Consider the following 14,172-nt stretch of genomic DNA (forward strand, 5'->3'; position numbering starts at 1 on the left):
GTATTTTTTTGCGTATCATGACATGATATTGATGGCTATACTTTAAAAACCTGACTTATAACGATTGGCTTATGTTAAAATCATTAAAAAAAAACTGCCAAAGCGCTTTAACGTGATAGCTGACATTTGGTCAACTCGTTTAGAACATTAAAAAATTTAATTTTTTAGCTACAACTTATTAGTATCTTTGTGGCTGATTTGCTTTAAAATGAGATTACACAGAAATTTAACGTTTGCAGTAATAGACAGCATACGAGACATATTTAATGAAGGCGTTTATGCAGATAAAGCTGTAGAAAAAGCTTTAAAACGAGACAAACGCTGGGGGGCTAGAGACCGAAAGTTTGTTGCAGAAACCATTTACGAAATTACGAGATGGAATAGGCTTTACGCAGAAATTGCAGAGGTTAAAACTCCTTACCAAAGAGATGATATTTGGCGTATTTTTTCGGTATGGTGTATTTTAAGAGGTATTGCCTTACCTGATTGGAATCAAATCGGAGATGTACCTGTACGTAGAATTAAAGGTCGTTTTGATGAGCTATCAAAAATAAGAAAATACAGAGAATCGATACCAGATTGGATGGATGCGCTTTGTGTATCTGAATTGGGTGAAACCATTTGGACCAAAGAAATTGCTGCTTTAAATGAACAAGCCAAAGTTATTCTTAGAACCAATACCTTAAATATTTCTAGAGAAATTCTTCAGAAAAAACTAAGATCAGAAAATGTAATTACCGAAATTTTACCCAAGCATCCAGATGCTTTAATTTTACCAGAAAGAGCCAACGTGTTTAAAACAGAAGCTTTTCATAACGGATATTTTGAAGTGCAAGACGCTTCATCTCAATTAGTAGCAGCGTATTGCGATGTAAAACCAGGGATGAAAGTGGTAGATGCTTGTGCTGGTGCTGGTGGTAAAACGTTGCATTTATCTGCCTTAATGGAAAATAAAGGGCAAATTATTGCCATGGACATTTACGAAAGTAAATTAAAAAAATTAAAGGTTAGAGCGCGACGCAACAAAGCACATAATATTGATATGCGCGTTATCGATTCTACAAAACCAATAAAAAAACTGTATGGAAAAGCTGATCGTGTTTTAATAGATGCGCCTTGTTCTGGATTGGGGGTTATTCGTAGAAACCCAGATTCTAAATGGAAATTACAACCAGAATTTATCGACAACATTAAAAAAGTACAGCAAGATGTTTTACAACAATATTCTAAAATGGTAAAATCGGGTGGTAAAATGGTCTATGCTACTTGTTCTATTTTGCCTTCCGAAAATCAAGAACAAGTTGATAAATTCTTAACATCGGAATCAGGAAAAGAATTTACTTTTGTAAAAGATAAAAAAGTATTGGCTCATAAATCTGGTTTCGACGGATTTTATATGGCACTTTTAGAAAAAAAGTAATTTTACAGACTTGCTATTTGTAAAATTTAAAAATGCTTGAAAAAGAAACTGTAAAAAAAACAATTTATGTACAAAAAAATTACGTTTCTACTTACCTTAACTTTCACAACATTTTTATACAGCCAACAAGCCTATTATAATGATGTTAATTTAAACCTCACAGGACTAGCTTTAAAAGAAGCTTTGGCCACAAAAATTATTAGTACACACACTCAATTTTTGTTTTACGACCAAGTTTGGGATGCTAGTAAAGTTACAGACGTTAATCCAAACAATACGCAAGAAGTATTGTTAATTTATGGTTTTGAAAACGGTTCTGATGGTGATGTTACCAATGATAGAACAAGAGGAATTGATAATAATGGTGGCAGTTCTGGCAATTGGAATAGAGAACATGTGTATTCGCAATCTTTAGGAACTCCAGCACTTTCCGATTCTGGGCCAGGTTCTGATGCCCACCATTTAAGACCTGCAGATGCGCAACGAAACTCTTCTAGAAATAATAGAAAATTTACAGAGGGTACAGGAAATTCTGGTGCGCAAGCAAATGCTGGTTGGTATCCTGGTGATGAATGGAAAGGTGATGTAGCCAGAATGATGATGTATATGTATGTACGTTATGATGATAGGTGTTTGCCTACCAACATCGGTATTGGCGATAACTCCTCTACTCCAGATGACATGATTGATTTATTTCTAAAATGGAATGCAGAAGATCCTGTTTCTGATTTTGAAAAACAAAGAAATACGTATCATGAAAACACAACCAATCTAAATGCACAAGGAAATCGTAATCCGTTTATAGACAACCCCATTTTAGCCACAAGAATTTGGGGAGGTACAAAAGCAGAAGATACTTGGGGTATTTACACTAGTTCAGATACAGAAGCGCCTACTGCTCCAACAAACTTATCAGCAACCAATGTTACTACTTTTTCTGTAGATTTATCTTGGGATGCTGCAACTGATAACATTGCAGTAACTAGTTATGATGTTTATGTTGATGGCAATTTAGTTACGGTAACTTCAAATACATCTGTTACTATATCTAACTTAACATCGAATACGAATTATAGTTTTACAGTTTTAGCGAAAGACATTGTAAATAATTCATCTGACTTTAGTACAGCATTAAATGTTTCTACTTTAGCTGATAACGAAGCACCTACAGTACCTACAAACATTACAATAAGCAACGAAACTGAAACTACTTTTATCGTTTCTTGGTCTGCATCAACAGATAATACAAAAGTAGATGTATATAAGGTTTATATTGATGATGTTTTTGTAGATGCTATCGAAAACGAAATGTTTACAGCTACAAATTTAACACCTTCTACAACATATAAAGTTCAGGTTTTGGCGGTTGATGAAGTTGGCAATGAATCAAATTTATCGAACGTAGTTAACGCATCTACAACAAATGGTAGTGCCGCAGCAAACGAATTGTTTTTCTCTGAATACGTAGAAGGCTCTAGTAACAATAAAGCATTAGAAATTGTAAATTTAACACCAAACGACATAGATTTAAGTTCTTATAGTATAAAAAGACAATCAAATGGAGGTATAAACGGCAATGGATGGGAAGAAATAGGCGTACTTACTTTAACTGACTATACAATTCTATCTAATACTACTTTTGTTATTGTTAATGAAAAAGCAAATGAGGAATTGATATCAAAAGCAGACCACATTCAACCAAATGCAAGCGAGACAAATTGGGGAGCTCCAATACATTTTAATGGTGATGATCCCGTAGGTTTATTTAAAGATAATGTTTTAATAGATGTTATTGGAACCTACAACAGTGGTGGTGGTAATTTTGCAAAAGACAAAACCATCCGCAGAAAAAGTGGTGTTTCTCAACCAAATACTACTTTCGATTTAGATAATGAATGGGATGTTTACGCCAAAGACAATGTAGAAAATATTGGTTTGCACAGTGCAATTGTACTTTCTACAAATCAGTTTTATTTAGAAGGCATTAAGTTTTATCCTAACCCTGTAAGTGATATCATCCATATTCAGAATTCTTCTAACACAAAAATTTATAATTTAAAAATTATTGATACGTTGGGCAAAGAAGTAATCTCCGTACCAAATCCTTCTAAAGAAATTAACATACAACATCTTTCTAAAGGAATTTATATTATTAAATTTGCCCTTGATAACTCTTATTATTCCTCTAAATTTATCAAAAAATAAATGAATCTAAAATTATTTATTGTTCTTAACATTTCCTCTATTTTTTACGCTTATTCTCAAGCACCAACTGATTATTACAATACTGCAACAGCAAGTGGCTACACTTTAAAAACACAACTAAAAAACATCATTTCTAATGGGCATATTGATCAAGGTTATGGTGCTTTGTATGATGCTTACGAAACCTCAGATACCGATAGTTTTTATGAAAACGACAATTCGGTTTTAGACATGTATTCAGAAAACCCTAATGGCACAGATTCTTACAACTATCAACATGGCTCTAGAAATTGTGGAAACTACAATTCAGAGAATGATTGTTACAATAGAGAGCATATTTTTCCGCAAGGTTTTTTTAATAGTCAAAGTCCGATGAAAACAGATATACATCATGTAGTACCTTCTGATGGCTATGTAAATGGGCGAAGAAGTAATTATCCTTTTGGTGAAGTTGCCAATGCAAGTTGGACATCTAACAATGGTTCTAAAGTTGGTTCTAATACTTTTGGTTCTTTTACTGGAACTGTTTTTGAACCTATTGATGAATTTAAGGGTGATATTGCAAGAATGCTATTTTATTTTGCTACACGATATGAAGATGAAGTAACACATAGTTCTTGGGATAACCCTAATTCTTCCAATAGCAATCCTTTAAATGGAACAAACAATCAAGTATATGAAGACTGGTATCTTAAACTATTGTACAAGTGGCATACTAATGACCCTGTAAGCAACAGAGAAATTGTTAGAAATGATGAAGCTTTTAAATTTCAAGGAAACAGAAACCCGTTTATAGATCATCCAGAATTTGTATCTCAAATTTGGGGTAATATATTATCTACAAACAATATAGCTTTGTTAACGCATGTGAAAATTTATCCAAATCCATCCTCAACAAAAAAAATAACGATTAACATACCTCATGGATTAGAAATCACTTCCGTTAAGTTGTATTCTATAATTGGCTCTAAAATTTACGAGGCTAAAAACCCTACTTTACATCATCAAAAGATTGCAATTACAGATTTAAAAAGTGGGGTGTATTTATTAAAAGTGAATAGTAACTCTGCTAATCTTACTAAAAAAGTAATCATCAATTAGTAATGTTGATAACGTTCTTAAAAAACTCTCAAATTTTGAGAGTTTTTTTTTGCTTCAAATTAAAATCAAAAAAGTAAATTTGCATTTTTACAACAATTTGCAAACACCACTTATAATGATTCATTTCTTTGGAAACAAAAACAGTACAGTATTTGCTGTTCAAACCACAAAAGAATTATCTACAGAAACTATTTCTAGATTAACTTGGTTATTTGGGAATCAACCTAAAATAAATGCAGCGTCTTTAGACGCTTTTTTTATTGGCCCAAGAGCTGCAATGATTACTCCTTGGAGTACAAATGCTGTAGAAATAACCCAAAACATGGGCATTTCTGGCATTATAAGAATTGAAGAATTTATTTCAGTTTCTGAAGAATTCACTGATTTCGATCCTATGATTTCGGAAAAATTCAACAAATTAGATCAAGAATCATTTACAATTGACATTCAACCAGAAGCCATTTTAGAGATTGATGATATTGCAGCTTATAATAATCAAGAAGGTTTGTCTTTAAGTGATGAAGAAGTTGCTTATTTAGAAAGTGTTGCAACAAAAATCGGAAGAAAATTAACAGATTCTGAAGTTTTTGGTTTTAGCCAAGTAAACTCAGAACACTGTAGACATAAAATATTTAACGGAACTTTTGTAATTGATGGAGAAGAAATGCCAACTTCTTTATTTAAATTGATAAAAGAAACCTCTCAAAAAAATCCAAACGAAATTGTTTCTGCATACAAAGACAATGTTGCTTTTATAAAAGGACCAAAAGTGGAACAGTTTGCACCTAAAACAGCAGACAAACCAGACTTTTACGAAACTAAAGAATTTGAATCTGTAATTTCATTAAAGGCAGAAACACATAATTTCCCTACAACTGTAGAGCCTTTTAATGGCGCTGCAACTGGTTCTGGAGGAGAAATTAGAGATAGATTGGCTGGTGGAAAAGGTTCTTTACCTTTAGCAGGTACAGCTGTTTATATGACTTCGTATTCTAGATTAGAAGAAAACAGACCTTGGGAACAAAAATTTGAAGCAAGAGATTGGTTGTACCAAACTCCTATGGATATTTTAATTAAAGCATCTAATGGAGCCTCAGATTTTGGAAACAAATTCGGGCAACCTTTAATTGTTGGTTCTGTTTTAACTTTTGAGCACGAAGAAAATGCTGCTTCTAGTGATGCTGCTGCAAGAAAATTAGGTTTCGATAAAGTAATAATGCAAGCTGGAGGAATTGGATATGGAAAAGCAGCACAAGCATTAAAAGACACCCCTAAAGAAGGTGATAAAATTGTAATTCTGGGTGGAGAAAACTATAGAATTGGAATGGGTGGTGCTGCAGTTTCTTCTGCTGATACAGGAGAATTTGCATCAGGAATTGAGTTAAATGCAGTACAACGTTCTAACCCAGAAATGCAAAAACGTGCTGCAAATGCTGTTCGTGGAATGGTAGAAAGTGATGAAAACTTTATTGTTTCTATTCACGATCATGGTGCAGGTGGACACTTAAATTGTTTGTCTGAATTGGTAGAAGATACAGGTGGTAACATCGATTTAGATAAATTACCAGTTGGAGATCCTACCCTATCAGCAAAAGAAATTATTGGTAATGAATCTCAAGAAAGAATGGGATTAGTTATAGCTGACAAACATCTAGAAACTTTACATAAAATTGCAGATAGAGAACGTTCTCCTATTTACGATGTTGGTGAAGTTACAGGTAATGATCGTTTTACTTTTGAGTCTAAAACTACTGGCGAAAAACCAATGGATTTGGCTTTAGAGGATATGTTTGGTTCATCACCAAAAACAATAATGACAGATAAAACTGTCATCAGAAAATATAAAAACCCGCGTTATAAAACCAAGAATTTAAGAATCTATTTAGAGCAGGTTTTACAGTTAGAGGCTGTGGCTTGTAAAGATTGGTTAACAAATAAAGTAGACAGATGTGTGGGGGGTAAAGTTGCCAAACAACAATGTGTTGGGCCTTTGCAAATTCCGTTAAATAACGTTGGTGTAATGGCCTTAGATTATAATGGAAAAGAAGGAATTGCTACTTCAATTGGTCACGCTCCTATCTCTGCATTAATCAATCCAGAAGCTGGAAGTAGAAATGCAATTACTGAGAGTTTAACCAACATTATTTGGGCGCCTTTAAAAGATAATTTAGATTCAATTTCTTTATCAGCAAATTGGATGTGGCCTTGTAAAAATGAAGGTGAAGATGCACGTTTATACAAAGCTGTTAAAGCAGTTTCAGAGTTTTCTATTGATTTAGGAATCAACGTTCCAACAGGGAAAGATTCGTTATCTATGAAACAAAAATATCCTGATGGAGATGTAATTTCTCCAGGAACTGTAATTATTTCTGCAGCAGGAAACTGTAACGAAATAACTAAAGTTGTTGAACCAGTTTTACAAGTTGATGGAGGAAATATTTACTATATCAACATTTCTCAAGACGAATATAAATTAGGAGGTAGTTCTTTTAACCAAGCTTTAAACGCAATTGGTAACGAAACTCCAGACGTTACAAATACGGCATTTGTAAAGAATAGTTTTAATACAATTCAAGGATTAATAAAAGCTGATAAAATTACTGCTGGTCATGATGTTGCTTCTGGAGGATTGATTACAACATTACTAGAAATGTGTTTTGCTGATGTAAATTTAGGAGCGGATTTTGATATCTCTTCTTTACATGAAGAAGATTCTATAAAAGTATTGTTCTCAGAAAATGCAGGAATTGTTTTTCAAGCAGATGCTTCTGTAGAAACAATTTTATCAGAAAATAACATTGAATTTTTTACTATTGGAACTGCAAATAATTCAGGAACTATAAACATCAAAAACAATGAAGATGATTTCTCTTTTGATGTTGCAGAACTGAGAGATGTTTGGTACAAAACTTCTTTTTTATTAGATCAAAAACAAACTGCTAATAATTTAGCTCAAGATCGTTTTGATAATTATAAAAATCAGCCTTTAACCTATAAATTCCCTAAGAATTTTACGGGTAAATTAGAAGATATTGTTGATTCTTGTCATTCTGAGCGAAGTGAAACGAAGTCGAAGAATCTCAACAAAAATGAGATTTCTCCACAAGGTCGAAATGACAAGCAAAACGTTCGCCCAAAAGCTGCAATCATCAGAGAAAAAGGTTCTAACTCAGAACGTGAAATGGCAAATGCCATGTATTTAGCTGGTTTTGATGTAAAAGATGTTCATATGACCGATTTAATTTCTGGTCGTGAAACTTTAGAAGACATTCAGTTTATTGGTGCTGTTGGAGGTTTTTCGAATTCGGATGTTTTAGGCTCTGCAAAAGGTTGGGCTGGTGCTTTTAAATACAACGAAAAAGCAAATACGGCATTAAAAAACTTCTTTAAAAGAGAAGATACTTTGTCTGTTGGTATTTGTAATGGTTGTCAACTTTGGATGGAATTAGACCTAATCAATCCAGAACACGAAATTCATGGAAAAATGGTACATAATGATTCTCAAAAGCACGAAAGTTCTTTTACATCCGTAAAAATTCAAGAGAACAATTCTGTAATGCTATCTTCTTTAGCAGGTACAGAATTAGGAGTTTGGATTTCTCATGGAGAAGGAAAATTCAGTTTACCAGAAACTGAAGAAAACTATAATATTGTAGCAAAATATGGTTATGAAGGGTATCCTAATAATCCAAATGGTTCTGATTATAATACTGCAATGCTATGCGATAAAACTGGTAGACATTTAGTTACAATGCCACATATTGAGCGTTCTACTTTTCAGTGGAATTGGGCAAACTACCCAGCCAACAGAAAAGATGAAGTTACGCCTTGGTTAGAAGCATTTGTTAATGCACGACTTTGGCTTGAAAATAAATATTAGGTAAGTAACTAAACCTCTAACAAAACGTACATTTCGTCTACAAATACCTATATTTCAGCGATATTGGCTGATTATTATGTTCATATTTCAATATATTTAGATTGCATAATCCCCTATAGACATGGATTTTAAATATTTTGATATAAATGACAAAAATAATTTGGTTAACAAGTTATATGAACTTTCTTGTTCTAAAGAAGACTTACCCTTTACATCTATTATTTTACCTCTAGGCTTTTCAAGAATATCCTATATTTCTAACAACCAGAAAATTTCAATATTTAAAAGCGCTGAAGAAGAATACGAAGGCTTAATAATAACAGGACAGCATTATCGTGCTTACGATATTATCATGAAATCTGAAGGGGTAATTTATGGTATAGAATTTCATCCTACAGCATTATACAAGATTTTTAAAACAGACATATCAACTCTAACAAATAAGCACCTCAACTTATGTTTATTTGACAAAAAAAAGTCTAAAAAGTTTATGGATATTTTTTTACAGTCTAATGGTAATGAAAAGGTGTTTATTGATAATACTTTAGAATTTTTAAATAGCTTAACGTTAACACAGGATAAAGATATTGAACAAATAGACAAAGCTGTTGACTTTATTTTTGAGAAAGAGGGCATGTTGCAAATAAGTGATTTATTAAAAGTGATTCCTTTTAGTCAAAAAACACTGGAAACTAAATTCAAAAAAATTATTGGTTTTACACCAGGAAAATACATCAGATTGATTCGTTTTAGTTCTTTAATGAGAAAATATGAGGCTCACAATACAGAAGTTAAAGCTTTAATGTATGATTATAATTACTATGATGAATCTCACTTTAAAAAAGAATTTAAACGGTTTTTAAACAAAACCCCCAGTGCCTTTTTTAGAGAAGACTACCCACGCATTAAAAAATATTTAAAATAATATGCTATCAACAGTAAAATTGGCATCTAATTGATTTTTAAAGTGCTATCTTTGAAAGAATCATAAAAAAAACACTATTAATTTTAATAAATATAATTTTTTTTACAAAAATAACAGTATCTGTAAAATGAAAACTTTGTTTGAAAACTTACGATTTTTTACCTTTTTAATTCTGTTTTATAATACTATTTTTGTAGTGTAATTATATAAGTTTTGGGGGAAACTAATAATTAATTTAGAGAGCTAATTTTATATTAGCTCTTTTTTTTTTTAGAAATGTGTCACATTTGTATTTTTAAATTGTCTTTATTACAACACTTAAATTTACAAAATGAAATCTAAAATTATATTCGCAACTTGTTTTTTTTTAACGCTTAGTTTTTTTGCTCAAAAAACAATTGAAGCCTCAGATGTAATGAAAAACATTAAAGAAGGTAAAGATATCTCTTACCAAAACACCACAATTGTTGGTACTTTAGACTTTACTTACATGGATGAAACTTTGGAAAAACTACCTAAAAAAAAGAAAAATAGTTGGTGGAATAACAATACTAGTAATCTTATAAAAAAAGTGATTAAAGCGAATATCTCTTTTACAAATTGTGTTTTTAAAGACGATGTTTTAGCATATATACCCGATGAAGATTCTGGTTATACATTTACGGCTGATTTTGATAATAACATCATTTTTAAGCACTGTACTTTTCAAGGAAAAGCAATGTTTAAATACTCTCATTTTAAAGAATACACCGATTTTACGGGTACTATTTTTAATGATGATAACACGTTTAAAAGGGCTGAGTTTAAAAAAGCTATAAGTTTTAAAAGCACAAAATTTACTGAAAGAGCTACATTTAAATATGCAAAATTTAGCAAAAATGTAAGCTTTGCAAATTCAATTTTTGAAGATTCAGCCGTGTTTAAATATACAAAATTTAATAATGGTGTTTCTTTTAACCATGCTAATTTTGAAGAGGATTTGAATATTAAATATATGGAAGTTTTAGGTGAATTCGATATTACAAAAATGAATGTTGGTTATGATATTGACTCTAAATACACCAAAATTAATGGTAAAAGCTTTAACAAATATCTTTTAATAAGTAAAAACTGATTGCATTTAAAGCCTATACTTTAAAGATAAATTTTATGTTGTGTAACTCGTTTTAACTTTTTTGGTACAATTACTTACTAGCAAATAATTTTACATCATTTCCAGAAACCTGTTTTTCTCCCAAAATAATTAAGCGTTCAACAACATTTCTTAATTCACGTATATTTCCTGTCCAATCATATTTCTGAAGCAATTGAATTGCATCGTCAGAAAATGTTTTTTTAGGCATGCCTTGTTCTTCAGATATTTTTGTGGCAAAGAAGTTTACTAATAAAGGAATATCTTCTCTTCTATCATTTAACGCAGGTACTTTAATTAAAATTACTGCCAATCTATGATATAAATCCTCTCTAAATCTTCCTTCTGCAATTTCTGTTTTCAAATTTTTATTTGTTGCAGCTATCACTCTTACATTTACTTTAATATCCTTATCAGAACCTACACGAGATATTCTATTTTCTTGTAAAGCACGCAACACTTTTGCCTGTGCAGAAAGACTCATATCACCTATTTCATCTAAAAAAATAGTACCCCCATTTGCCGCTTCAAATTTTCCAGCTCTGTCCTTATTTGCGCCTGTAAATGAACCTTTTACGTGACCAAATAATTCGCTTTCTATCAATTCTGATGGAATTGCAGCACAATTCACCTCAATCATTGGTGCTTTTACTCTATCTGATTTTTCGTGTAACCAATGTGCCACCAACTCTTTACCTGTTCCATTTGGTCCAGTAATTAAAACTCTAGCATCTGTAGCTGCAACTTTTTCTATAATTTCTTTAATGTGATTGATGCTCTCACTCTCACCAATCATTTCGTAATTTTTGCTTACTTTTTTCTTGAGTCTTTTATTTTCTACCACCAATACTTTTCTGTCTAAAGCATTACGAACCGTATTTAATAAACGATTTAAATCTGGTGGTTTAGAAATATAATCAAAAGCACCTAAACGCATTGTGTTTACAGCTGTATCTAAATCTCCATGACCAGAAATCATAACAATAGGCACCTCTGGTTTAATTTTTTTAGCCTTTTCTAAAACCTCAACACCATCCATCTTAGGCATTTTTATGTCGCACAACACTAAGTCGTAATCATTGTTTTTAATCATTTCAATACCCAACAACCCATCTTCTGCTTGTTCTACGTTATAGGTATCATTTTCCTCAGAAATAATTTTAGTTAATACTCTTCTAATTGCAGCTTCGTCTTCTATGATTAAAATTTTACTCATTTTTTAAATTTAAAAATTCAAACGTTTTAAAGTTTACTATTCAGGGTTGGTATTCACTTAAAAACCTTAAAACTATACGTGATTATTTTTTCTTTTCTTTTTTTATTTGTGCTCAAAAAGATGTACATCTCTTTGTGGAAATGGTATTGTGATATTATTTTCTCTAAATGCTTTATCAATTTCAAAGCGGATATTACTTTGTGTAAAACGTGCTTCAAAACTATTATTTAATGTAAATACTACTCTAAAGTTTAAAGAACTATCTGCAAAATCAGTAAACAACACTGTTGGTTCAGGTTTTGTTAACACTGCTGGTTGTGCTTTTGCAATGTCTAGTAAAATTTTCTTTACCAACACAACATCAGAACCATACGCTACTCCAACATCAACAACTTCTCTTGTTTCTGTTCCATTTTCTGTCCAATTGAATAAAATATTAGTAAGATATAAATGATTTGGTATCACTAAAACTTTATTATCTATAGTTACAGCTCTTGTTGTTCTTAACCGTATATCCAAAACCCTGCCAACTTTTCCTTCAAGTTCAATAATATCACCTACATGTACAGATTGATCTACTAAAATAAAAATACCCGATAAAATATCTTGAAAAAGGGTTTGTAGTGCCAAACCTACACCAATTAACAAAGCTGCAGAAGCCGCAAATACTGCTGTTACATCTACCCCAGAGGTATTCATGGTGATTAAAAAAATAACCAAAAACACAAACCACCTTACGTAACCAAAAACTGTTGCAAATTTCTGCTTGTCGTTAGCGGGCATTTTTCTGGTGATAAACTTTCTAATCAGTTTTAATACATAAGAAGTTACCAATAATGCAACCACAACAAAGATTAATCCTCTTACTGTGATTCCTATTTCTTGACTAAAAACAAATTTATAATCTAAAATAGATGTGGCTTCATCTACAATTGTGTCTTTAACAGCATTAATTGTGTCTTGCATTTATCCTTTGTATTTTAACCACTTGTATAAATCTTTGTAACTTGGTTTTTTTCCGTACATCAAAATTCCTACTCTGTAAATTTTAGCTGCCAACCACACCATAAAAATAAATGTTAGCACTAACAATGTCATAGAAATTGCCAATTCGTACCAAGAAACTCCGAAAGGTACTCGCATTAACATCACTATAGGGCTTGTTAATGGTATGTATGAAAATGCCACCGAAATTGGTCCATGTGGATCATTAATTACTGTTGCAAAACCAACATATACTCCTAATATTAAAGGTATCATAATTGGTAACATAAATTGCTGTGTATCTGTTTCATTATCAACAGCTGCTCCCACTGCTGCAAATAAGGAACTGTATAACATATACCCTCCTAAAAAGTAAAAAATGAATAATAAAAACATTTTTAAAATAGGTAACCTTAAAATTTCTTGAATAACCAATTGCATTTTATCGCCTCCAGCAGCCTGTTTTGCAGCCTCTAATTGTTCTGCTGGCAATTTAGCGGTTTGCATTTCTACAATATCAATTCCAAAAATAGAAGAAGCTACAGTTGCAATAATAAATATTAAAAAACCCCAAATTAAAAATTGTAACAAACCTGCAGAAGCATTACCAATAATTTTACCTAGCATCAACTGAAAAGGTTTTACTGATGATACTATAACCTCTATAATTCTACTTGTTTTTTCTTCTATTACACTTCGCATTACAGAAGATCCGTAAATAATTACAAACATCATTAATAAATACCCAGCAATGGCACCAACTCCTATTTTTAAACCATTGATTAATTTAGATGATTTTTCGCCAGAAAAGTTATACATTTTAATATCAGACTGAATTTTTGATGCGTTAATTTTATCGACATCAATACCAAAATTATTCAATTTTTGATTTCTTATTTTGCGTTCAATCTTATTTTCAAGTGTGTTCATTACAGATAAACCCGGAGAATCTTTAGAGTAAAACTCAATAGATTTTGCCAAAATCTCTAAACTATCTTGTTTCGGAATAATTAAAGCTCCATAATGGTTTCCTTCTTCTACTTTTTGTTTGGTTTCTGCTACTCCTAAAGCTGTAAAATCTTGATAATGTATGGTTTTTGTGTTTTTAAAATCTTCTTTAGAGAACAAGCCTGAATGGTCTACATAAACAATTTCTTTTACTTTTTCGTCATTTTTTTTCATCAAAAAATAAACCAAAGCCCCCATTCCTACCATGATTAATGGACTTAAAAAAGTCATCACTATAAACGATTTATTACGAACCTTTGCAATAAATTCTCTTTGTATTATTAGTTTTAACTTGCTCATT

9 protein-coding genes are annotated in these 14,172 nt (G+C 31.6%); 6 read left to right on the top strand and 3 right to left on the bottom strand.

What is annotated here, in order from left to right; translation table 11 throughout:
- Positions 1–208 precede the first annotated feature (208 nt).
- From ACW9UN_RS06600 to ACW9UN_RS06625, 6 genes are all read left to right on the top strand, one after another.
- The gene (locus ACW9UN_RS06600) at positions 209–1,420 is read left to right on the top strand and encodes an RsmB/NOP family class I SAM-dependent RNA methyltransferase (protein WP_459485049.1); all 1,212 of its coding nucleotides are present in this window, start codon (positions 209–211) and stop codon (positions 1,418–1,420) included.
- A gap of 66 nt (positions 1,421–1,486) precedes the next feature.
- The gene (locus tag ACW9UN_RS06605; protein WP_459485051.1) at positions 1,487–3,625 is read left to right on the top strand and encodes an endonuclease; all 2,139 of its coding nucleotides are present in this window, start codon (positions 1,487–1,489) and stop codon (positions 3,623–3,625) included.
- Entirely contained in the window at positions 3,626–4,726 is a 1,101-nt protein-coding gene (locus ACW9UN_RS06610) for an endonuclease (RefSeq protein ID WP_459485053.1), read from the top strand.
- Positions 4,727–4,841: 115 nt separating this feature from the next.
- The gene (gene purL, locus ACW9UN_RS06615; protein ID WP_459485055.1) at positions 4,842–8,606 is read left to right on the top strand and encodes a phosphoribosylformylglycinamidine synthase; all 3,765 of its coding nucleotides are present in this window, start codon (positions 4,842–4,844) and stop codon (positions 8,604–8,606) included.
- Positions 8,607–8,727: 121 nt separating this feature from the next.
- Positions 8,728–9,531, top strand: coding sequence for a helix-turn-helix domain-containing protein (locus tag ACW9UN_RS06620; RefSeq protein ID WP_459485056.1), 804 nt, complete (start codon positions 8,728–8,730; stop codon positions 9,529–9,531).
- 331 nt (positions 9,532–9,862) lie between these two features.
- Positions 9,863–10,645 carry a pentapeptide repeat-containing protein gene (locus tag ACW9UN_RS06625; protein WP_459485058.1) on the top strand — a complete coding sequence of 261 codons (783 nt, stop codon included), beginning with the start codon at positions 9,863–9,865 and terminating at the stop codon, positions 10,643–10,645.
- A gap of 70 nt (positions 10,646–10,715) precedes the next feature.
- Here the strand turns inward: ACW9UN_RS06625 and ACW9UN_RS06630 are convergent, their stop codons facing one another.
- The 3 genes from ACW9UN_RS06630 to ACW9UN_RS06640 all read right to left on the bottom strand — a co-directional run bounded on the left by ACW9UN_RS06630 (position 10,716) and on the right by ACW9UN_RS06640 (position 14,171).
- On the bottom strand, positions 10,716–11,879 hold the full coding sequence (locus ACW9UN_RS06630; RefSeq protein WP_459485060.1) for a sigma-54-dependent transcriptional regulator: 1,164 nt from the start codon (positions 11,877–11,879) through the stop codon (positions 10,716–10,718).
- Positions 11,880–11,981: 102 nt separating this feature from the next.
- Positions 11,982–12,845 (bottom strand): mechanosensitive ion channel family protein, encoded by an 864-nt coding sequence (locus ACW9UN_RS06635; RefSeq protein WP_459485062.1) that lies wholly within the window; start codon positions 12,843–12,845, stop codon positions 11,982–11,984.
- Entirely contained in the window at positions 12,846–14,171 is a 1,326-nt protein-coding gene (locus ACW9UN_RS06640) for an ABC transporter permease (RefSeq protein WP_459485064.1), read from the bottom strand.
- Position 14,172: the final 1 nt, after the last annotated feature.

This window comes from Polaribacter litoreus (assembly GCF_054584775.1).

Bases quoted from the DNA above. Each gene is read 5' to 3' on its own strand.
- ACW9UN_RS06620 (WP_459485056.1), top strand. From the start codon at position 8,728: ATGGATTTTAAATATTTTGATATAAATGACAAAAATAATTTGGTTAAC.
- ACW9UN_RS06600 (WP_459485049.1), top strand. From the start codon at position 209: ATGAGATTACACAGAAATTTAACGTTTGCAGTAATAGACAGCATACGA.
- ACW9UN_RS06625 (WP_459485058.1), top strand. From the start codon at position 9,863: ATGAAATCTAAAATTATATTCGCAACTTGTTTTTTTTTAACGCTTAGT.
- ACW9UN_RS06630 (WP_459485060.1), bottom strand. From the start codon at position 11,879: ATGAGTAAAATTTTAATCATAGAAGACGAAGCTGCAATTAGAAGAGTA.
- ACW9UN_RS06610 (WP_459485053.1), top strand. From the start codon at position 3,626: ATGAATCTAAAATTATTTATTGTTCTTAACATTTCCTCTATTTTTTAC.
- ACW9UN_RS06605 (WP_459485051.1), top strand. From the start codon at position 1,487: ATGTACAAAAAAATTACGTTTCTACTTACCTTAACTTTCACAACATTT.
- purL (WP_459485055.1), top strand. From the start codon at position 4,842: ATGATTCATTTCTTTGGAAACAAAAACAGTACAGTATTTGCTGTTCAA.
- ACW9UN_RS06640 (WP_459485064.1), bottom strand. From the start codon at position 14,171: ATGAGCAAGTTAAAACTAATAATACAAAGAGAATTTATTGCAAAGGTT.
- ACW9UN_RS06635 (WP_459485062.1), bottom strand. From the start codon at position 12,845: ATGCAAGACACAATTAATGCTGTTAAAGACACAATTGTAGATGAAGCC.